Source organism: Streptomyces sp. CNT372 (assembly GCF_000377145.1).
In genome coordinates this window covers 1-20,610 of record NZ_KB897778.1, presented here as the reverse complement: position 1 = coordinate 20,610, position 20,610 = coordinate 1, and the positions used below count along the sequence as shown (strand labels likewise).

Below are 20,610 nucleotides of genomic sequence, written 5' to 3'. Positions count from 1 at the left end.
CTGAACGGGCCGGGCCGACCAGGCTCCCAGGGGCAGACCACCGGCCCGCCGGGCACGGCTTGAGCGGGTCTGGCCGACCCGGCTCCGTACGGCAGGCACCGGGCGCGGCCCGAGCGGCCTACGCCCCTCCGGGCGGTGCACCCAACGCACCACCCGGCCTCAAGCGCCCTGAGAGGCCCGCACCCGCAGGGCGCGGGTTGAGCGGCCTCGGCGGGCGTACCCGCCAGGAGCGTCCTGGGCGGCCTGCGACGCCCAGGACGCGAAACGACAGGTCTCCGGGACCACCCTCCGCGTCCGGCCCCGGACGGGTGCGTGCCGGACGGACACCCGCGCCCAGCGGCCCGCCTGCCGGCCAGGGGCCCCGGGCTCGGGAAAGCCTCGGGTCACCGCCTCCCGACCGGCCGGCCCGGCTCAGGGCCGCTCAAGCCACGCAGGCGCGAGCAGCGCGACGGGTCAGGCGGAGCCCTCCGCCGACCTGCCACCGACCTGCCCCCGGGCACGGCGGCACGACGGGCGAGCACGGGCACGTCGCGGCCCGGGCACGCGGGGGCGGGGGCCGGGGGCGCACGACTCCAACCAGCGCGTCCAGAGACGCGCCCACCCTCCGTCCCGGCGGGCCCGGCGGGACGGAGGGTGGGCCGCAGGCCCCAGGGGCGCACGGGTCGGCACGCCCCCCAGAACCGCCATACGCCCGGCGCCGGGCACGCACGGGCACGTCGCCGACAGGTCACAACAACCGCCCCGCCCACACCCCGGGGCGGGGGCGGGCACATCCCACCAGCAGTCCGGTCCGCGGGCCCCGACGGGCCCGGCGCCCGGTCGGCACCCGAGCGCAACCGCAGCCCGAGCCGCAGGCACACCCACGCTCCACCCGGGGCTGCTGGGCCCGGGTGGAGCCTGCCCCTGCCGAGCAGGCGCGCAGGCCGGCACGCGCACGCGCCCCACCCACGACCACCCCGTGGGCCCGGGCCGGACCAGGGCCCGGGCGGCCGGCCACCAGCACCCTCCCGGCGCGCAGACGCCGCAGGGCCAGCCAACACCACCCACGCCCCGCCCGCCCGGAAGCCACCCGCGCCCCCTCGCCCGGCCCACAGACGCCGCAGGCCCGGAAGCCACCCGCGCCCCCTCGCCCGGCGCGCAGACGCCGCAGGGCCGGACACGTCCCCGTGTCCGGCCCTGCACCCCGCGCCCGCGCTGCGCGCGGAAGGCGCGCGCTACTTCTTGCGGCGGCGACCGCCGCCCTTCGCCGCCTTGCGGCGCTCCGCACGCGTCATGCCGTCCGAGGAGTCGGAGCGACCCTGGCCGCCGTCGCTGGCGAAGTCGCCCTCGACGACACCGCCCTCGCCGTCCACCGTCGGCGCGGAGAAGTGCAGCCGGTCCGGACGCTGCGGGGCCTCCAGGCCCTTGGCGCGGATCTCCGGGCGGCCCGTGCCCGCCGACTCCTTCGCCAGGGAGGGCTTCTCGGCGGCGTCCTGCACCGGGACCTCCTCGACCTGCTGCTCGACCTGGACCTCCAGGTTGAACAGGTAGCCGACGGACTCCTCCTTGATGCCCTCCATCATCGCGGTGAACATGTCGAAGCCCTCGCGCTGGTACTCGACCAGCGGGTCCTTCTGGGCCATCGCGCGCAGGCCGATGCCCTCCTGGAGGTAGTCCATCTCGTAGAGGTGCTCGCGCCACTTGCGGTCCAGTACCGACAGCACCACACGTCGCTCCAGCTCACGCATGATCTCCGAGCCGAGCTGCTTCTCGCGCTCCTCGTACTGGGCGTGGATGTCGTCCTTGATCGACTCCGCGATGAACTCCGCAGTGAGCCCGGCACGGTCGCCGACCTCGTCCTCCAGGTCCTCGATCGTGGTCTTCACCGGGTAGAGCTGCTTGAACGCGCCCCACAGCCGGTCGAGGTCCCACTCCTCCGCGAAGCCCTCGACGGTCTCCGCCTGGATGTACGCGTCGATCGTGTCGTCCATGAAGTGACGCACCTGCTCGTGCAGGTCCTCGCCCTCCAGGACGCGGCGGCGCTCGCCGTAGATGACCTCGCGCTGCCGGTTGAGCACCTCGTCGTACTTGAGGACGTTCTTGCGCGTCTCGAAGTTCTGCTGCTCGACCTGGGACTGCGCGGAAGCGATCGCCCGGGTGACCATCTTGTTCTCGATCGGCACATCGTCCGGGACGTTCGCCATGGCCATGACCCGCTCGACCATCTGCGCCTTGAACAGGCGCATCAGGTCGTCACCGAGGGACAGGTAGAACCGGGACTCGCCCGGGTCGCCCTGACGGCCGCTACGACCGCGGAGCTGGTTGTCGATCCGGCGCGACTCGTGGCGCTCGGTGCCCAGCACATACAGGCCCCCGAGGTCCTTGACCTCGTCGTGCTCGGCCTTGACCGCCGCCTCGGCGCGCTCCAGCGCGCCCGGCAGGGCCGCGGCCCACTCCTCGACGTGCTCCACCGGGTCCAGGCCGCGCTGGCGCAGCTCCGCCTCGGCGAGGTCGTCCGGGTTGCCGCCGAGCTTGATGTCGGTGCCTCGGCCGGCCATGTTCGTGGCGACCGTGACCGCGCCGCGGCGGCCGGCCTGGGCGACGATCGTGGCCTCGCGCTCGTGGTTCTTGGCGTTGAGGACCTCGTGCTGGATACCGCGCTTGTTGAGCTGCTGCGAGAGGTACTCGGACTTCTCGACCGAGGTGGTGCCGACCAGGATCGGCTGGCCCTTCTCGTGCTTCTCCGCGATGTCGTCGACGACCGCGGCGAACTTGGCGACCTCGGTGCGGTAGATCAGGTCCGACTGGTCCATGCGGACCATGGGCCGGTTCGTCGGGATCGGCACCACGCCGAGCTTGTAGATCTGGTGGAACTCGGCGGCCTCGGTCATGGCCGTACCGGTCATACCGGAGAGCTTGTCGTACAGGCGGAAGAAGTTCTGCAGGGTGATCGTGGCGAGGGTCTGGTTCTCGTCCTTGATGTCCACCCCTTCCTTCGCCTCGATCGCCTGGTGCATGCCCTCGTTGTAACGGCGGCCGGCGAGGATACGGCCGGTGTGCTCGTCGACGATCATGACCTCGCCGTCGATGACGACGTAGTCCTTGTCCTTCTTGAACAGTTCCTTCGCCTTGATGGCGTTGTTCAGGTAACCGACGAGCGGGGTGTTCACCGACTCGTAGAGGTTGTCGATGCCGAGCCAGTCCTCGACCTTGGCGACACCCGCCTCATGGATGGCGACGGTCCGCTTCTTCTCGTCGACCTCGTAGTCGCCGGTCTCCTCGATGCCCTTGAGCTGGTTGCCGGCCTCGCCCTTGGTCAGCCGGGTGACCAGCTTGGCGAAGTCGCCGTACCACTTGGTGGCCTGGTCGGCGGGGCCGGAGATGATCAGCGGGGTGCGTGCCTCGTCGACGAGGATGGAGTCGACCTCGTCGACACAGGCGAAGTTGTGGCCGCGCTGGACGAGCTCGTCCTTCGACCACGCCATGTTGTCGCGGAGGTAGTCGAAGCCGAACTCGTTGTTCGTGCCGTAGGTGATGTCGCAGTTGTACTGCTCACGGCGCTGCGCCGGCGTCATGTTGGCGAGGATGCAGCCGACCTGGAGGCCCAGGAACTTGTGGACCCGGCCCATCATCTCGGAGTCGCGCTCGGCCAGGTAGTCGTTGACCGTGATCAGGTGCACGCCCTTGCCCGACAGGGCGTTCAGGTACGCGGGGAGGGTACCGACGAGGGTCTTGCCCTCACCGGTCTTCATCTCGGCGACGTAACCGAGGTGCAGCGCGGCACCACCCATGATCTGGACGTCGTAGTGACGCTGGCCGAGGACGCGCTTGGCGGCCTCGCGGACGGTCGCGAACGCCTCGGGCATCAGGTCGTCCAGGCTCTCACCGTCGGCGTACCGCTGCTTGTACTCCTCCGTGAGCGCCCGCAACTCGGCGTCGGAGAGGTCGACGAAGTCCTCTTCGATGGAGTTGACCTGGTCCGCGATGCGGTGCAGTTTGCGCAGGATCTTGCCTTCGCCTGCACGCATGAGCTTGTTGAAGACGGACACTGAGGCTGGTCTCCTTGCCGGTCGGGCCTGGCACTGGGTCGGTGTGGACACTGGCGCGGGCACGGCAGGTGGGCCCCACCGCACCGGCCATCGTAAGCGAGGACCCCGCCGAGTCGGGAGGTCCGGGGCCACGGAGGCCGGCTGTCCGCCACCAGGTGAACGCGCGGGAGCGGTGGAAGGTGCCGGGGAGCGGACAAAAGTGCTCGCGCCGCCCCGCCGCCCCGACCACAATCCCGGACATGGAGCCGACCACACTCACCACCGAACGCCTGCTGCTGCGCACGTTCACGGCCGGGGACACCGAGGCCGTCTTCCGGTCCTGCCAGGATCCGGACATCCAGCGGTGGACGACGGTTCCCTCCCCCTACGAATGGCACCACGCCGCCGAGTACACCGAGCGCATGGTCCCGGACGGCTGGCGCAACAGCACGATGTGCACCTTCGCCGTGCTGACGCGGGACGGGGGCTCGCTGGCGGCCTCGGTCTCGGTCACACTGCGCACCTTCTCGGGCACCTGGGAGATCGGCTTCTGGACCGGGAAGGAGCACCGCGGGCAGGGGATCATGACGGAGGCGCTGGCAGCGGTGTCGCACTGGGCCTTCGTCCGGCTCGGTGCGACCCGGCTGGAGTGGCGGGCCGAGGTGGGCAACGCGGGCTCCCGCGCGGTGGCCGAGAAGGCCGGCTTCCGGATGGAGGGCTCACTGCGGGCCGCCCTGCTGAACAAGGACACCCTGCGGGACGTCTGGATCGGCTCGCTGCTCCCCTCCGACCTGGACCTCACCAGCACCCACCCCTACCTCCCCGCCCGCGTCTGAGGGGCCCGGAGCCGACGGCTCCGCGACGGTCCAAGGGCTCTGCCGGGCAGTCCCCCCGGGGCCCCTCCGGACTGTCAGAGGCTGCCCGTAGGGTGCCGTCATGACCACGCTGCCGCCCTCCGCCCTCGAACTGTCCGCCGACGAGGCACGCTGTATCGCGCTGCGCGCCCAGGGGTTCCTCGGCGCGCCGGACCGGCGCGGCGGCGTCAGAGGGGTGCTCCGGGCTCTCGGCGCGGTCCAGTTGGACACGATCTCCGTGCTGGCCCGCTCCCACGAACTGATCCCGTACGCACGGCTGGGCGCCGTCGGCCGCCGCACCGTCGAGGACGCGTACTGGACCGAGGGCCACAGCTTCGAGTACTGGTCCCACGCCGCGTGCATCCTCCCCGTCGAGGAGTGGCCGCACTTCGCCTTCCGCCGCCGCGCCTACCGCCGCCGTCCGCAGTGGCACCACGACCTGCCCGACGGGGCGTACGAGGCGGTCGTCGCGCAACTGCGCGCCGAGGGGCCGCTCACGGCCACCGAGCTGGGCGGCGCGAAGAACGGCGGCGAGTGGTGGGACTGGTCGGCCTCCAAGGTCGCCGTCGAACGAGCCCTGATGTACGGCGAGGTGGTCTGCACCGAACGGCGCGGCTGGAAGCGGGTGTACGACCTCGCGGAGCGGGCCGTTCCGGAGGCTCTGCTGCACGACGAGATCGACGACACCGAGTGCCTTCGCCGTCTGGTCGCACAGGCCGGGCGGGCGCTCGGTGTGGGCACCCGGTCCGATATCGCGGACTACCACCGCCTCAAGGGCGAGCAGTTCGACGCGGTGGTCGCCGACACGGGGCTGGTGCCGGTGCGGGTGGCGGGCTGGGCCAAGCCGGCCTGGGCGGACCCGGCGGCGCTGGAGGCGCCGCCGCGCGGCCGGCACCGCACCACTCTGCTCTCGCCGTTCGACTCACTGGTGTGGGAACGCGCCCGCACCGAGCGGATCTTCGGCTTCACCCACCGGCTGGAGGCGTACGTCCCCAAGCCCAAGCGGGTGCACGGGTACTTCGCGATGCCGCTGCTCTCGGGCGGCCGGCTGCTCGGCCGGGTTGACCCGGCGCGGGAGGGCACCACCCTGGTGGCGCGGCAGGTGTCGCTGGAGTCTGCGAAAGCCGTGGAGCCGATGGCGCGGGCCCTGCGCGAGGCCGCGTCCTGGGTCGGCTGCGACACGGTCCGGGTGGAGCGGATGGACCGGCCCGAACTCACGGTGGATCTCGTCAAGGCCCTGGGCTGACGCGGTGCCCGGGTGAGGCCGCGGGCCCGGTCCGCCTCAGCGGATCTCCAGGATCTTCTCCCGCATCGCGTAGACCACGGCCTCCATCCGGGAGTGGAGCTGCAACTTCTCCAGGATGTTGCGCACATGGTTCTTCACGGTGTTCTCGGAGATGAACAGTTCCTTGGCGATGTCCCGGTTGTTCATCCCGGTGGCGACGAGCTTGAGGACCTCCAGCTCCCGGTCGGTCAGCCGGGGCGCGGGCACCAGCCGGCGCTCGTCGGTGCGCTGGATCATCGACTTGAACTCGGTGAGCAGCTTGGAGGCCATCGAGGGGCTGATCTGGGACTGGCCGTCCGCGACCGCGCGGATCGCGGTCGCGACCTCGTCGGTGGAGATCTCCTTGAGGAGGTATCCGGTGGCCCCCGCCTTGATGGCGTCGTAGAGGTCGGCCTCCTCGTCGCTGATCGTCAGCATGATGATCTTCGCGCTGGGGGCCACCTCCTTGATCGAGGTGCAGGCCTCGATGCCGCCGCGCTTGGGCATCCGCACGTCCATGAGGACGATGTCGGGCAGCAGATTGGCCGCCTTCTCCACCGCCTCGGACCCGTCCCCGGCCTCACCGACGACCAGGATGCCCTCCTCGTGCTTGAGGACGATCTCCAGTCCGCGCCGGAAGAGCGCGTGGTCGTCGACGACGAGGACCCTGATCGGCTCCGGTTCGCCGGGCCCGGCGGCGTCCGCCGGATCGGCACCGGCGACCGCGTCGGTGTCGGCGACTGCGGGGTGGCCCGCCTCGCTCCGCATCGGCCCGAAGCTGTCCGCCATCGTTCCTCCCCCTGAGGCCGTGGCCCGAAGATCATGTCTGGTCTGCCAACATCACTGCGCCGCGCGTCCGTTGGCTGTCCACGTCATGCTTTCATGCCCGGACGACAGAGCGGGGATCCTGCGGTCGCACAGTGGTGCCCCTGGGGGCGCACGGGGCGCTCCAGGGGCACCACAGCCGGCTGACGCACTGTCAACCGGTCATACCGCGGGCCTTCCCGCGGGGGATACGGACGGCACGGCCGCCCTGTTCACCAGCGGAGGATCCCGGTCCCACGGCTGTCAGCCGCCGAGTGCGCCGCCGGCCCCACCGGCTTCGGTCCCGGCCAGCGGGTCGGTCTCCAGGTGGATGACGCCGTAGTCGTAGGCGTGCCGCCGGTAGACGACACTGGGCTGCTTCGTCTCGGAGTCGACGAAGAGGTAGAAGTCGTGCCCGACCAGCTCCATCTCGTAGAGCGCCTGGTCGAGCGTCATGGGTGCCGCGGTGTGCAGCTTCTCGCGGACCACCAGCGGTCCTTCGCCCTGCACCTCGAGCGAGCCGATCCTGGTGGTCGGGACGGACTGGTCCGCGTCCCGGGGGACGGGCTGTCCGTTGGCGTTCAACTCGGCGACGCCGGGCACCACATCGGGCACCTCGGCCGCCGTCAGACGTCCGTTGCCGCGCCGGTCGTGGCGCTTGTCGTGCTCCTTGCGGAGCCGTGCCTCCAGCTTTCCGGTGGCGAGGTCGAGCGCTGCGTACGGGTCGCCGGCGGATGCCTCGGCCCTGATGACCGGCCCTCGCGTGCGGAGCGTGATCTCCACCCGGTCGGAACGGTCGGCCTGCCGCGGGTTGTGCTCCTTGGACACCTCGACGTCGAGGCTGATCACCTTGCCGTCGAGCCTCTGGATCTTGTCCAGCTTCAGCTTCTCGGCCACGTGCTTGCGGAACCGCTCGGGCACCTCGGTCTTGCGGCCCTTGACGACGATGTCCACGCAGAACTCCGTTCCCGGATCGCTCCGCCCCTCATCGGCCGCGGAGCATCTCCCTTTGTGCACCAGACCCCGACGGTCACGGGGCCTCGGACTTGGCGACTTTCACCTCCTCCTCCCCAGTCGGCAAGATCTCCACCCACCCGATTTCGAGATGTCCTCTGTCCCGTATCCCGTGCGGGAAACATCGGAACCGTGCGGCGAGGTCCGGTATCAGCCGTGCCTACAACCGAACATAGCTCGCTGCGGCCGATCTCGGCACCCGCTACCCGAAGGTACCTCCGATCAGGGGTTTTTGCCCTTCTACCACCTGCAACGTTGCGAGTTCCGCGTCAGTTCCGGGTTTATTCCGAGAACGGCTCTCAATGGGCCACGACGGCCGCGCTCAGCCGTGCGAGTCCCGGGCCCGGTGACCGCGGCGATCCGCAAGCCGCGCCCGCGGCACTCAGTGCCCTCGCCGCCTCGGCAAGGGAGGCCCCGGTCGTCATCAGGTCGTCCACCAGGACGACCGCCGCGCCCGCCCACAGCGACTCGGCTCCCCGGCGCACCCCCAGGGCCCCGGAGACGTTGGTGAGCCGCTCGGGGCCCGTCAGCTCCGCCTGGTCGGCCACCGGGCGGGTCTGGCGCAGCACCGGCAGGACCCGCGCGGACAGCCCGGACCGGCGCAGGTCGGCGGCCGCCGCCAGGGCGATCCGGCGCGTGGCATCGTGCCCCCGAGCCGCGACCGCCCGGCGCGCGGACGGCACCGGCACCAGGACCAGCCCCTCGGCGTCCCCGCCCGGTCCCGTGCCCCTGTCGGGATCAGGTCGCGGAAGGCCGGCCCGCACCGCTCCGGCCAGGGCCCGGCCGAGCGGGCCGGCCAGGAACGTCGCGCCACGCTCCTTGTGCGCGATCAGCACGGCCCGCACCGCCTCGCCGTAGACCGCCGCAGCGTGCACCGGCGGCAGCCCCCTCGGCGCGGGCTCGGGACGCACCCGCCGGGGCGCCTTGCCGGACAGCACGCCCTCGCACGCAGGGCACAACCGTGTACGCCACCGGCCGCAGCCCGCGCAGTCGACCGGGAGGACCAGACCGGAGAGCTCCTGCCACCACCCACGCACCTCTCCACGGTGGCAGCCCGCCACCGGCCCGCCAACCCCTGTGGACAACCTTGGGGCGAACCCGCGACCGAAGCCCCGGATCGGCTGCCAGGAGGTGTGTGCCAGGAGGTGTGTGCCAGGAGGTGTCCTAGCCCGGGTACACGGGCGAGGAGCCCTCCTTGACCAGCGTCTGCCAGTTCGCGCCGGCGGGCAGCCGCACGATGCCGTCCTCCTCCGAGTACGCCACCAGGGGCTTGCTCTCGTCGTCCGACGCGGCCACGGCCCTGACCTGGTTGAGACCCGGCAGCAGTGCGTTCGCGGAGGTGGAACCGTCGGTCTGGATGTAGCGCACCTGCTGCACCCCGCCGGACTCCTTGCCGACGAGGACCAGCCTGCTCGGCCCCGCCCAGGAGACCGCGGTGACCGTCTCCATCTGCGGCGCGGCCGGACGCAGCTCGGTGACCGTCACCACCGGGTCGTCGGCGGGTCCCTGCCGCTCCACCCGTCCGATCTTCAGCGTCGTCCTGTCGTCCTTGGTGAGCAGGAGGGCGATGCGCACCCCGTCCGCCGAGACTCGCAGCGCCTCGATGCGTGCGCCGTCGAGACCGGGCACGATCCGGACGTCCTGGGGTGTGTCCTCGCCGTCCGGGACCCGCATCAGCGCGGGGTTCTCCGGGTCGCGGTCGGCCACCCACAGGTCGCCCCGGCCGTCCCAGCTCGGCGCGGACAGCCGGTTCGCGGCGCTCGCACCCTGGCTGCGGACGATCTCGCCCTTCAGCTCGGAGCCGTTGACGATCGAGGACACATACAGCGCGGCGGCGTTCCGGGTCACGGCGGCGGCGGTCCGCTCGTCACGGGAGACCGCGACGCTGCCCATCGGCAGCGAACCGTCACCGAAGGGACCGGGCACGTTCCGCGGCTCGGTGTCCTCCGCGGCGCCGCTCTCCAGGAGCGCCAGGCGGTGCTCCTTGTCGACGAAGTACTGGTTGTCCGGGCTGCCGACCGCGTGGTCGGGCGCGTACTCCTTGGCCTGGCCGCTGCTCAGCACACAGAGCTGGGAGCCGTCGCGCCGCTGGAGCTCCACCTGCTCCACACGGGAGGAGGAGAGGTCCTTGAGCGTGAACAGGATCTGGGCGGCCATCCGCGTGCACTGGGAGCGGCCCACCCCGGAGGCCCGCTCGTTCAGCGGCACCTTGAGGACGTTCCGGTCGTCGAAGGTCAGCATCCGGGTGCCGGCCTTGAGCGCCGTGCCGGTCGGGAAGCGGGATTCCACCACGGGCCTCAACCAGTCCGTGGGGCCCTCCAGCAGCGCGGACACGGCCTGGGTGACGGGATCCTGCCTGGTCACCGGGTCCTGGCGCTGACGGATGAAGACGGGGTCGGCGACCATCACACTCCGCCCCGAGGCGAAGTAGTACTTGTTCACCGAGACGTAGTTGCGTTCGAAGTCCGAGGCCCCCAGCAGCAGGCCGGGCGGCAGGCTGTCGATCCGCCACTCCCCGTCCTTGCCCTGCTGGGAGAGGTGAATGGTCCGGCGGTAGTCGGACGGTGTGACCGGCTGGTAGGCGCGCTGGGCGTCGACCGCCGCTATCTGCCGGCCCAGCAGCGGATAGCTCATCCCCGGCTTGTCCCGGCCGCCCAGACTCGGCACGCCCGGGTCCGGCGCGGCCGCCAGGACCGTGGTGCTCGCCTCGGGCCGCCACCGCTTGGAGGTCTCCGGCGCGAGATAGGACCGGGCCGTGGCGAAGTTGGAGTCGTCGCTGGTCATCGCCTCCAGGAAGCCGGTGACGATCTCGTCCGGGGTGGCCCCCTTGCGCGGCTGGACGGCGTACACCCGCACCTGCGAGTCGCCGCGCTGCGAGGCCTTCACCGGGTGCACGTCACCGCTGTCCGGCATGGACGCGCAGCCGGCGAGGACCACGGCGACGCAGCCGAGCAGCGCCGGGGCACGCAGCACCCGCGCCCGCCCCCTTCGTCGGTCAGCGCCCACGACCCGTGTCCTCCCGTTCCGGTGAAACCTGCTCGGCGGGCCGGTCGGCCCGCTCCCCCACGGGCCGTGCCACGACCCTCGCACCGCTGCCGGGCAACGCCGCCGGGTCGACCCCGACGGGCGCCGCGCCGCGCTGCTGCGCGGGCAGCCGCGAGAACTCCGCCGCCGGCTGAACGGGCACGGACGTCATCCGCTGCCCGTTCGCCGGTGGCTCACCCGACGAGCGGGCACGCTCCCGGTTCTGCCGCGAGTCCTCGGGCTCCAGCGGTATCGGCGAACCACGCAGCGGCTCGTCCGCCGTGCGCGGCAGCGTCAGGCGGAACTGGGAACCGCCGCCCGGCTCGCCCCACGCCTGCAGCCAGCCGCCGTGCAGCCGGGCGTCCTCCACGGCGATGGAGAGGCCCAGGCCCGTGCCGCCCGTGGTTCGGGCGCGCGCGGGGTCCGCCCGCCAGAAGCGGCTGAACACCCGGGTCGCCTCGCCGGGCTTCAGGCCCACGCCGTAGTCGCGCACCGCGACGGCCACGGCGCCGCCGGCGACCGCCATCCGCACCACGACGTCCTTGCCCTCGCCGTGCTCGACGGCGTTGACCACCAGGTTCCGCAGGACGCGCTCCACCCGCCGGGCGTCGGCCTCTGCGACCACGGGCTGCTCGTCGCCCCTCACCAGGATCCGCGAGCCCTTCCGCTCGGCGAGCGGCTCGGCGCCGCCGATGACCCGCCGCACGACCTCGCGCAGGTCTATCGGCTCGGCCTCCAGGGCGGCGGCGCCCGCGTCGAACCGGCTGATCTCCAGCAGGTCCGCGAGCAGGGACTCGAAGCGGTCCAGCTGGTCGCCGAGGAGTTCCGCGGACCGGGCCGTCACCGGGTCGAAGTCGCTGCGGGCCTCGTGGATCACATCGGCCGCCATCCGCACCGTCGTGAGCGGGGTACGCAGCTCGTGCGAGACGTCGGAGACGAAGCGGCGCTGCATCCGCGAGAGCTCCTCCAGCTGCTGGATCTTCAGCTGGAGGTTCTGCGCCATCTTGTTGAACGCCTCACCGAGGCGTGCGATGTCGTCCTCGCCGGTGACCTTCATCCGCTCCTGGAGGCGGCCCGCCGCGAGCCGCTCGGCGATGCCGGCGGCCATCCGCACCGGGGTGACGACCTGCCGGACCACCAGCCAGGCGATCGCGCCCAGCAGGGCGACGACGAACAGGCCGGCGGTGGCGAGGGTGCCCCTGACCAGGTTGAGCGACTCCTCCTCCTGGGCCAGCGGGAACAGGTAGTACAGCTCGTAGGGCTTGCCCTCGATGTCGTTCAGCCGGGTGCCGACGACGAGGCCCGGCTCCGCGTCGGAGGCGTCGTTCCAGTACCGGATGCTGACGTAGGTCTCGTAGGTGCCACTGCCCTGGCCGACCGCGTCCCGCAGTTCCTGGGGGATGGACGCGGGGTCCACGAGGCCGGAGGTGCGGGGGGCGCGGCCGGTGCCCTCGCGCTCGGAGTCGGCGCTGAGGGCGACCACGTTGTACGAGCCCTGGCCGCCGCTGGCGAGCTGCACCACCAGGTCGGAGCGCCAGGAGTTGGCGTTCCTGGCGCCCGTCGGCGAGCCGTCCTGGCCCGCGGGGCCGACCGGCACGTTGGCCTGCTCCTGCGCCACGGCGAAGCCGCCCGCCGCCTGGCTCTGCGCCGCCCTGCTCTTGGCGTCGAGGAGGCCGTTGCGGACCTGTCCGATCACCACGAAGCCCAGCAGCAGCACCACGCCGAGGGACATCAGCAGGGTGGTCGCGACCACCCTGAGCTGGATGTTGCGCCGCCACAGACGGACCGCGGCCAGCAGGGGCCGCCGCAGCCAGCGCATGAAGAGCCTGGGTATCGGCCCGCTGGGCGCACCGTCCTGGAGCAGACGGCCGAATCGCGCGGGCTTCCGCCCCGGTCCGGCAGCCCGCCCCGTACGGACTCCCGGCTCGCCGGGCTTCGGAGCAACGCTGCCACCGGACATATCAGCTCGGTCCCGCCTTGTAACCGACGCCCCGCACGGTCACCACGATCTCCGGGCGCTCGGGGTCCTTCTCGACCTTGGAGCGCAGCCGCTGCACATGGACGTTGACCAGCCGGGTGTCCGCCGCGTGCCGGTAGCCCCACACCTGTTCCAGGAGAACCTCACGGGTGAAGACCTGCCACGGCTTGCGCGCCAGCGCGACCAGCAGGTCGAACTCCAGCGGCGTCAGCGCGATGGACTGGCCGTCGCGCTTCACCGAGTGACCGGCCACGTCGATGATCAGGTCACCGATGGTCAGCTGTTCGGGCGCGGGCTCCTCCGACCTCCGCAGCCGGGCCCGGATCCGGGCGACCAGCTCCTTCGGCTTGAACGGCTTCACGATGTAGTCGTCGGCCCCGGACTCGAGCCCGACCACCACGTCCACGGTGTCGCTCTTGGCAGTGAGCATCACGATCGGCACACCGGACTCGGCCCTGATCAGACGGCACACCTCGATGCCGTCCCGGCCGGGGAGCATCAGATCGAGGAGCACCAGGTCCGGCTTGGTGTCCCGGAAGGCGGCCAGCGCCTTGTCGCCGTCCGCCACGAACGACGGCTCGAAACCCTCACCACGCAGCACAATGCCGAGCATCTCGGCCAGTGCGGTGTCGTCGTCGACGACAAGGACTCGTCCCTTCATATTCGACATCATCCCATTAGCTAATCGTTACCTGTCGTGACCTGGCACACAGCTGCGCGATTCCGTCTCCGGTGACCGGCGAGAGGACCCCCTCCTCGGTGACGATCGCGGTCACGAGTTCGGGAGGGGTCACGTCGAACGCGGGGTTGTACGCCTGCGTCCCCAGGGGTGCCACGGACACCCCACCACCGACCTGGCCATCCGTGCCCGCCCGAGGGGGTGTGAGCTCGGTCACTTCGCTGCCGGGGCGCTGCTCCACCTCGATCGCGGCCCCGTCCGGAGTCGACGCGTCCAGGGTCGTCGTCGGGGCCACGACGACGAACGGCACATGGTGGTAGCGGGCGAGCACCGCGAGCGGGTAGCTGCCCACCTTGTTGGCCACGGAACCGTCGGCGGCGATCCGGTCGGCCCCGATGAGGACCGCGTCGACCTCCCCCGCGGCGAACAGGGACCCGGCGGCGTTGTCGGTCAGCAGGCTGTACGCCATCCCGTGCCGGGCCGCCTCGTACGCGGTGAGCCGGGCTCCCTGGAGCAGCGGCCGTGTCTCGTCCACCCAGAGGCGGCGCAGCTCACCGGCCCGGTGGGCGGCCAGCGCGACGGCGAAGGCGGTGCCGTCGCCGCCGGAGACCAGTGCCCCGCTGTTGCAGTGGGTCAGGATCCGGTGCCCGCCGCCCGGAAGGAGCTCGTCCAGCAGGGCCAGACCGTGCTCCGCCATCCGCCGGCTCGCCTCCGCGTCCGCCCGGTGCAGTTCCCGCGCGGCGGTCAGCGCTGCCTCGGCGGCCCGGTCGTGGCCCGCGCCCGCGGCCAGGGACTGCCGGTAGACGCCGGCCGCCAGCCGGACTCCGTGCCCCAGGTTCACGGCGGTGGGCCGCGCGTGCCCCAGCAGTGCGGCCGCCTCGTCGACGTCGAAGCCCCGGGCCGCCGCGAGAGCGACGCCGTAGGCGCCCACGATCCCCAGCAGCGGCGCCCCGCGGACGGCAAGGCTCTGGATCGCCCCGACCAGCGCCGGCACATCCGTGCAGACCAGCTCCACCTCCTCGGCCGGGAGCCGCGTCTGGTCGAGGAGCACCAGGACCGGGCCCTCCGGCGGCTCGTCCCAGCGCAGGACCGAGAGCCGCGGCGGCACCTTCCCCGTAGTGATCTGTACGCCGTGATCAGCCATTCGACCAGTCTGCCCGGTGAGGCTCCGACAATGAAGGGACCGTGGGGAGACCGGCCCCCGCCCGCCTCCACCGGCCTCGTGGCACGATGGGCGCCAACCAGCCGCCCTTCCGGGTGGACGCACACCGTGAACGTGCCGGGCGCGAGCACCGGTACCGCGGCCGATCCATGAGGTGGACCACCGTGAACGACACTCCGGGCTGGGCCTCGCCCGGGTCGGCTCCCTCCGACGGGCAGAACCCCTCCGACGGACAGAACCCTGGCGTCCCGCACCCCGCCGCCCCCGTCGACGGCCCCTCCCCGAAGTGGTCCCAGGAGCAGCCGCCCCCGGGGCAGTGGTCCGCGCCCGGTCACCGGCAGGCCCCCGGCCGCCCCGCGCACGGGTGGGGCGGGGCGCCGGGCGGCGGCTGGGGAGGCCCGCCGCCGGCCGCCAAGCCGGGAGTGATCCCCCTGCGGCCCCTCGGTGTCGGCGAGATCCTCGACGGCGCCGTGTCGACACTGCGGCTGCACTGGCGCACGATCCTGGCCGTCACCGTCACCGTCTCGGTGATCACCCAGATCGCCGCGATCCTCGCCGAGCGCTACCTGGTGCCAGCCCCGCCGGAGATCGACCCCGACGCCGCCCCGGAGGAGGCGCTGCGCCAGTCCTTCGACTCCCTGCAGGCCACCCTGATCGGCATGGGGCCGGCCATGCTGATCACGATGATCGGCACGCTCTTCACCACGGCGCTGCTCACCGTGGTGATCAGCCGCTCGGTGCTGGGCCGCCCGGTCACCCTGCCCGAGGCGTGGCGCGAGGCCCGGCCCCGGTTGCCGCTGCTCCTCGGCGTGATCTTCCTCCTCCCCGTCGGTTCCGCTGCGATCATGACGATCGGCATGCTGCCGGGCCTGCTCCTGGGCGGAGTCGGCGGAGCGCTTCTCGTCGTGCTCGGCGCCGTCGCGGCCTTCGTCGTCGTGCTGTGGCTGCTGGTGCGCTTCGCACTCGCCGCGCCCGCCCTGGTGCTGGAGCGGCAGGGCGTCTTCGCCTCCCTTCGCCGGTCGGCCAAGCTGGTGCAGGGCTCCTGGTGGCGCGTCTTCGGCATCACGGCGCTGACCCTGCTGCTGACCCTGCTGGTCAGCATGGTCATCGCGATTCCGTTCACGATCACCGCCTTCGCGGTGGACGGCATCAGCCTCAGCGACTTCCTCGGCGACTCGTCCCCGGAGTTCGGCTGGAGCTTCCAGATCATCACCGGCATCGGCTCCGTCATCGCCTCCTCGGTGACCTACCCGATCTCGGCGGGGGTCGCCGCGCTGCTCTACGTCGACCAGCGCATCCGCCGCGAGGCACTCGACCTCGAACTCGCCCGCGCCGCCGGCGTCCCGGGGTACGGCACCGACTCCCGCGGCGACCGCGCCACCGGAGGCTGATGCGGTGCTGCGCGCGGGGGGACCGAGGGCGACGGCCGAGCTGATCGCCCGGGGTGATGTGCCGGTGGACACTCCGCGTGTCCCGGCACGGGAGGCGGCGGAGCGGGAACTCTCCGACCCGATGTACCGGGAGCACGAGCCCAATGTGCTCCAGCGTGCCATCGACGCGTTCTGGGACTGGGTGGCCGGCCTGTTCGACGGCTTCTCGGGCGGGCCCGGGGGCCCGGCCGGCCTCGTCGTCATCGTGCTGGTCGTCGTCGCCCTGGGCGCCGCACTGTGGTGGCGCCTGGGCAGACCCCAGCGGACACTGCCGGCCCCGGACTCCCTGTTCGCCGACGGACCCCGCAGCGCCGCCGAGCACCGGGCAGCGGCCGAGGACCACGCGGCGGCCGGCCAGTGGAGCCAGGCCGTCCAGGAGCGCCTGCGCGCCGTCGTCCGCGCGCTTGAGGAGCGCGCCCTGCTCACTCCCCGCCCCGGTCGCACCGCCGACGAAGCCGCTGCCGAGGCGGGACGCGCGCTGCCCCAGCACGCCGACGGGCTCCGCACCGCTGCCCGGGCCTTCGACGACGTCACATACGGCGGCCGCAGTGCCGACCGCGGGATGTACGAGCGCCTGCGCGACGTGGACCTCGCGATCGAACGGACCAAGCCCTCCCTGGAGACCACGACACCGGGAGAGCCCGTATGACGACCACCTCCCCCACTTCCCTGGCCCCCACCGGACGCCAGGTGTGGGCCCGGACCCGCGGCCTGCTGGCCGTCCTCGCCCTGCTGGTCGTCGCCGGCATCACCATCGCCGCACTGCAGTCCGGCGGCCGGCACGGCCGGCTCGACCCCCGGTCCGTGGACCCGACCGGGAGCCGCGCGGTGGCCGAGCTGCTGGAGCGGGAGGGCGTCACCGTCCGCCCGGTCACCTCGCTGCCGCAGGCCGCGGCGGCCGCCGGACCCGGTGCGACTCTTCTGGTCACCGACCCGAACCTCCTCAGCGAGCCCCAACTCCGCGCGCTCCGCGCCACGATGTCGGCAACCGCGGGACGCACCGTCCTGCTGTCCCCCGACGCCATCGCCTTGGACGTCCTGGCCCCGGACGTGGACACCGACGCCCCGGCACGGGTCGCGCCCAGGGATCCGCAGTGCTCCTACCCGGTCGCCCGGCGGGCCGGCGACGCCGATCTCGGCGGCGAGCGCTACCGCACCGGGCTGACCGGTGCCGACGCCTGCTACCCGAGCGGCGGACTGCCGACGCTCCTGCGGCTGGACAACACCACGGGCGGTGGCGACACCGTCCTGCTCGGTGCGCCGAATATTCTCTACAACGACAGACTGGACGAACACGGAAACGCCTCCCTGGCTCTCCAACTTCTCGGTTCACGAAACGAACTCATCTGGTATATCCCCTCGCTCGGCGACACCTCCGTGAGCGAGGAACCCCGCGGCGACGGCGGGGACGGCGACCCGGCCGACGACAACGACGCGAGCGGTGAGAGCACCTTCCTCGACCTCGTCCCCGAGGGCTGGGTCTGGGGGACCCTCCAACTCACCGTCGCCGCCGTGCTGGCCGCCGTCTGGCGCGGCCGTCGCCTCGGCCCCCTCGTGACGGAACGTCTGCCGGTGGCCGTCCGCGCCTCCGAGGCCACCGAGGGGCGCTCCCGGCTCTACCGGAAGGCCAATGCCCGGGACCGGGCCGCCTCCTCGCTGCGCACCGCCTCACGGACCCGGCTGGGCCCGCTGCTCGGCGTCGCCCCCTCCGACGTCCACTCCGCCGAGAAGCTGCTCCCCGCACTCTCCGCCCGCATCCCCGATGCCGGACGGGACTTCTCCACCCTGCTCTTCGGCCCCGCCCCGGACGACGACCTCTCCCTGATCAACCTGGCAGACCGACTCGACGCCCTCGAAAGAGAGGTACGCACGCCATGAGCGCCCCGACCCCCGAGACCACCGAGCAGGCGGACCGCGCCAGGGACTCGCTGGAGGCCCTGCGCGCGGAGATCGCCAAGGCAGTGGTCGGCCAGGACCCCGCCGTCACCGGTCTCGTCGTCGCACTGCTCTGCCGCGGCCACGTCCTGCTCGAAGGCGTCCCGGGTGTCGCCAAGACCCTCCTCGTCCGCGCCCTCGCCGCCTCCCTGGAACTCGACACCAAGCGCGTCCAGTTCACCCCCGATCTGATGCCCAGTGATGTCACCGGGTCTCTTGTCTACGACACGCACACCTCCGAGTTCTCCTTCCAGCAGGGACCCGTCTTCACCAACCTCCTGCTCGCCGACGAGATCAACCGCACCCCTCCCAAGACGCAGTCGGCGCTGCTGGAGGCGATGGAGGAACGACAGGTCACCGTCGACGGCTCAGCCCGCCCGCTTCCCGAGCCCTTCCTCGTCGCCGCGACACAGAACCCCGTGGAGTACGAGGGCACCTACCCTCTGCCCGAGGCGCAGCTCGACCGCTTCCTTCTCAAGCTCACCGTCCCGTTGCCCTCGCGCGAGGACGAGATCAGCGTCCTGACCCGTCACGCGCAGGGCTTCAACCCCCGTGACCTCGACGCCGCGGGCATACGCCCGGTGGCCGGCCCGTCCGACCTGGAGGCCGCCCGCACCGCCGTCTCGGCGACCTCGGTGTCACCCGAGATCGCCGGCTACGTCGTCGACATCTGCCGCGCCACCCGCGAATCCCCGTCCCTCGCCCTGGGCGCGTCTCCCCGCGGCGCCACCGCTCTGCTCTCCACCGCCCGGGCCTGGGCCTGGCTCACCGGCAGGGACTACGTCATCCCCGACGATGTGAAGGCCCTCGCCCTCCCCACACTGCGCCACCGGCTCCAACTCCGGCCCGAGGCGGAGATGGAAGGAGTCACGACCGACTCCGTCATCACCGCGATCCTCGCCCACGTCCCCGTACCCCGGTGAGGCTTTGATGGCCCTCACCGGACGCACCGCACTCCTCGCCGCGATCGGCACCCTGCCCGTCGGCTTCCTCGCCCCCAGCTGGACGGGGATGCTCGCGGTCAACGCGCCCCTCACCATCGCCATCCTGTGCGACTACGCCCTCGCCGCGCCAGTGCGAGCGCTCCGTTTCACCCGATCCGGTGACACATCAGTTCGACTCGGTGACGTTGCCGCCGTCCAGCTGACCGTCACGAACGCCTGCCCCCGCCCGTTGCGCGCCGATGTACGGGACGCCTGGCCGCCGAGCAGCTGGACGACCGGCACCGAACTCGCGGCGTCGAGGCAGCGCGTACGCGTCCCCTCGGGCGAGCGCCGCGTGATGACGACCGTGCTGACGCCCACCCGCCGTGGGGACCGGCACGCCGAGCAGGTCACCGTCCGCTCCTACGGTCCGCTCGGGCTCGCCGCCCGCCAGGGACGTCACCGGGTCCCCTGGACCGTCCGGGTCCTGCCGCCCTTCACCAGCCGCAAGCATCTGCCGTCCCGGCTGGCCAGGCTGCGTGAACTGGACGGCCGCACCAGCGTTCTGACCCGGGGCCGGGGAACCGAGTTCGACAGTCTCCGCGACTACGTCCCCGGGGACGACACCCGATCCATCGACTGGCGGGCCACCGCGCGCCGGACGACGGTCGCAGTCCGCACCTGGCGACCGGAGCGGGACCGGCACATCCTCATGGTCCTTGACACCGGTCGCACCGCGGCGGGACGGGTCGGCGACGTCCCCCGGCTGGACGCGGCGATGGACGCCGCGCTGCTCCTGGCATCGCTGTCCGCCCGCGCGGGCGACCGCTCGGGACTGCTGGCCTACGACCGACGGGTCAGGGCTCACGTCCCGGCCCGCTCGGCCCGCGAGACCCTCCCGGCCATGGTCGACGCGATGGCGCCCCTCGAGGCCGCGCTCGTGGAGACGGACACCCGTGGGCTCAGCGCCTCGGCGCTCAAGAACGCCCCGAAGGGGTCCCTGATCGTCCTCTTCACAAGCCTGGACACGGCACCGATCGAAGAGGGCCTGCTTCCGGTTCTTCCGCAGCTCACCCGCCGGCATACGGTCGTCGTGGCATCGGTGGCGGATCCTCGCGTATCCGAGATGGCACAGGCGCGGGGCAGTATCGAGAACGTATACGACGCGGCCGCCGGCACCCGGGCCCAGGCGGAACGCCGCCGTACCGCGGAGCAGTTGCAGCGCCACGGCGTGGTCGTCGTCGACTCGGTCCCGGACCGGCTCGCGCCCGACCTGGCCGACGCGTATCTGACGCTCAAGGCGACGGGTCGGCTCTGACATTCCCCTGGCGGCCCCCGGTCGGGTGCCTGGAAACGCAAAAGGGCCCCGCCCTCCGGAGAATTCCTTCTCCGGGGGGCGGGGCCCTTTTCAATGATTGTTCGGCGGTGTCCTACTCTCCCACAGGGTCCCCCCTGCAGTACCATCGGCGCTGAAAGGCTTAGCTTCCGGGTTCGGAATGTAACCGGGCGTTTCCCTAACGCTATGACCACCGAAAC

Annotated in this window: 15 protein-coding genes and 1 rRNA gene; 7 read left to right on the top strand and 9 right to left on the bottom strand. The window is 72.2% G+C overall.

What is annotated here, in order from left to right; translation table 11 throughout:
• Positions 1-1,214: 1,214 nt before the first annotated feature.
• Complete coding sequence (gene secA / locus C593_RS0105455; protein WP_018846288.1) at positions 1,215-4,028, bottom strand: preprotein translocase subunit SecA; 2,814 nt, start codon at positions 4,026-4,028, stop codon at positions 1,215-1,217.
• A 239-nt stretch (positions 4,029-4,267) separates the two neighbouring features.
• Here secA and C593_RS0105450 point away from each other — a divergent pair, with 239 nt between their 5' ends.
• Together C593_RS0105450 and C593_RS0105445 are read left to right on the top strand one after the other, a co-directional pair.
• Positions 4,268-4,843, top strand: a complete 576-nt coding sequence (locus tag C593_RS0105450; protein ID WP_018846287.1) for a GNAT family N-acetyltransferase — start codon at positions 4,268-4,270, stop codon at positions 4,841-4,843.
• 100 nt (positions 4,844-4,943) lie between these two features.
• Positions 4,944-6,107: a DNA glycosylase AlkZ-like family protein gene (locus C593_RS0105445; RefSeq protein WP_018846286.1), complete on the top strand. Its 1,164-nt coding sequence runs from the start codon at positions 4,944-4,946 to the stop codon at positions 6,105-6,107.
• A gap of 36 nt (positions 6,108-6,143) precedes the next feature.
• Here C593_RS0105445 and C593_RS0105440 read toward each other — a convergent pair whose 3' ends face one another.
• The 7 genes from C593_RS0105440 to mtnA all read right to left on the bottom strand — a co-directional run bounded on the left by C593_RS0105440 (position 6,144) and on the right by mtnA (position 14,768).
• Entirely contained in the window at positions 6,144-6,914 is a 771-nt protein-coding gene (locus C593_RS0105440) for a response regulator transcription factor (RefSeq protein WP_018846285.1), read from the bottom strand.
• Between the two features lie 279 nt (positions 6,915-7,193).
• Entirely contained in the window at positions 7,194-7,883 is a 690-nt protein-coding gene (gene hpf / locus C593_RS0105435) for a ribosome hibernation-promoting factor, HPF/YfiA family (RefSeq protein WP_018846284.1), read from the bottom strand.
• A gap of 359 nt (positions 7,884-8,242) precedes the next feature.
• Complete coding sequence (locus C593_RS28905) at positions 8,243-8,818, bottom strand: type I phosphoribosyltransferase (protein ID WP_158686799.1); 576 nt, start codon at positions 8,816-8,818, stop codon at positions 8,243-8,245.
• A 289-nt stretch (positions 8,819-9,107) separates the two neighbouring features.
• Positions 9,108-10,916, bottom strand: coding sequence for an LpqB family beta-propeller domain-containing protein (locus C593_RS0105425; protein WP_018846282.1), 1,809 nt, complete (start codon positions 10,914-10,916; stop codon positions 9,108-9,110).
• A gap of 22 nt (positions 10,917-10,938) precedes the next feature.
• Complete coding sequence (gene mtrB / locus C593_RS0105420; protein WP_078521207.1) at positions 10,939-12,927, bottom strand: MtrAB system histidine kinase MtrB; 1,989 nt, start codon at positions 12,925-12,927, stop codon at positions 10,939-10,941.
• 1 nt (position 12,928) lies between these two features.
• Positions 12,929-13,618 (bottom strand): two-component system response regulator MtrA, encoded by a 690-nt coding sequence (gene mtrA / locus C593_RS0105415; protein ID WP_199790000.1) that lies wholly within the window; start codon positions 13,616-13,618, stop codon positions 12,929-12,931.
• A 4-nt stretch (positions 13,619-13,622) separates the two neighbouring features.
• Entirely contained in the window at positions 13,623-14,768 is a 1,146-nt protein-coding gene (mtnA, locus tag C593_RS0105410) for an S-methyl-5-thioribose-1-phosphate isomerase (RefSeq protein WP_026277379.1), read from the bottom strand.
• 182 nt (positions 14,769-14,950) lie between these two features.
• On the opposite strand from mtnA, the gene C593_RS0105405 reads away from it, so the two are divergent.
• Genes C593_RS0105405 through C593_RS0105385 form a run of 5 tightly spaced genes read left to right on the top strand, consistent with a single transcriptional unit; the run spans position 14,951 to position 20,392 of the window.
• Positions 14,951-16,177 (top strand): DUF7847 domain-containing protein, encoded by a 1,227-nt coding sequence (locus C593_RS0105405; protein WP_018846278.1) that lies wholly within the window; start codon positions 14,951-14,953, stop codon positions 16,175-16,177.
• A gap of 4 nt (positions 16,178-16,181) precedes the next feature.
• The gene (locus tag C593_RS0105400; protein ID WP_018846277.1) at positions 16,182-16,865 is read left to right on the top strand and encodes a DUF4129 domain-containing protein; all 684 of its coding nucleotides are present in this window, start codon (positions 16,182-16,184) and stop codon (positions 16,863-16,865) included.
• On the top strand, positions 16,862-18,094 hold the full coding sequence (locus C593_RS0105395; RefSeq protein WP_018846276.1) for a DUF4350 domain-containing protein: 1,233 nt from the start codon (positions 16,862-16,864) through the stop codon (positions 18,092-18,094). Before C593_RS0105400 ends, C593_RS0105395 begins: the two co-directional genes overlap by 4 nt.
• Complete coding sequence (locus C593_RS0105390; protein WP_018846275.1) at positions 18,091-19,074, top strand: AAA family ATPase; 984 nt, start codon at positions 18,091-18,093, stop codon at positions 19,072-19,074. Before C593_RS0105395 ends, C593_RS0105390 begins: the two co-directional genes overlap by 4 nt.
• A 7-nt stretch (positions 19,075-19,081) precedes the next feature.
• The gene (locus C593_RS0105385) at positions 19,082-20,392 is read left to right on the top strand and encodes a DUF58 domain-containing protein (protein WP_018846274.1); all 1,311 of its coding nucleotides are present in this window, start codon (positions 19,082-19,084) and stop codon (positions 20,390-20,392) included.
• A gap of 99 nt (positions 20,393-20,491) precedes the next feature.
• Here C593_RS0105385 and rrf read toward each other — a convergent pair.
• A 5S ribosomal RNA gene (rrf, locus tag C593_RS0105380) occupies positions 20,492-20,608 on the bottom strand.
• Between the last annotated feature and the right edge of the window lie 2 nt (positions 20,609-20,610).

Coding starts and splice junctions, on each gene's coding strand:
- C593_RS0105390 (WP_018846275.1), top strand. CDS start 18,091: ATGAGCGCCCCGACCCCCGAGACCACCGAGCAGGCGGACCGCGCCAGG.
- C593_RS0105385 (WP_018846274.1), top strand. CDS start 19,082: ATGGCCCTCACCGGACGCACCGCACTCCTCGCCGCGATCGGCACCCTG.
- C593_RS0105395 (WP_018846276.1), top strand. CDS start 16,862: ATGACGACCACCTCCCCCACTTCCCTGGCCCCCACCGGACGCCAGGTG.
- C593_RS0105445 (WP_018846286.1), top strand. CDS start 4,944: ATGACCACGCTGCCGCCCTCCGCCCTCGAACTGTCCGCCGACGAGGCA.
- mtnA (WP_026277379.1), bottom strand. CDS start 14,768: ATGGCTGATCACGGCGTACAGATCACTACGGGGAAGGTGCCGCCGCGG.
- C593_RS0105440 (WP_018846285.1), bottom strand. CDS start 6,914: ATGGCGGACAGCTTCGGGCCGATGCGGAGCGAGGCGGGCCACCCCGCA.
- mtrB (WP_078521207.1), bottom strand. CDS start 12,927: ATGTCCGGTGGCAGCGTTGCTCCGAAGCCCGGCGAGCCGGGAGTCCGT.
- mtrA (WP_199790000.1), bottom strand. CDS start 13,618: ATGATGTCGAATATGAAGGGACGAGTCCTTGTCGTCGACGACGACACC.
- C593_RS0105450 (WP_018846287.1), top strand. CDS start 4,268: ATGGAGCCGACCACACTCACCACCGAACGCCTGCTGCTGCGCACGTTC.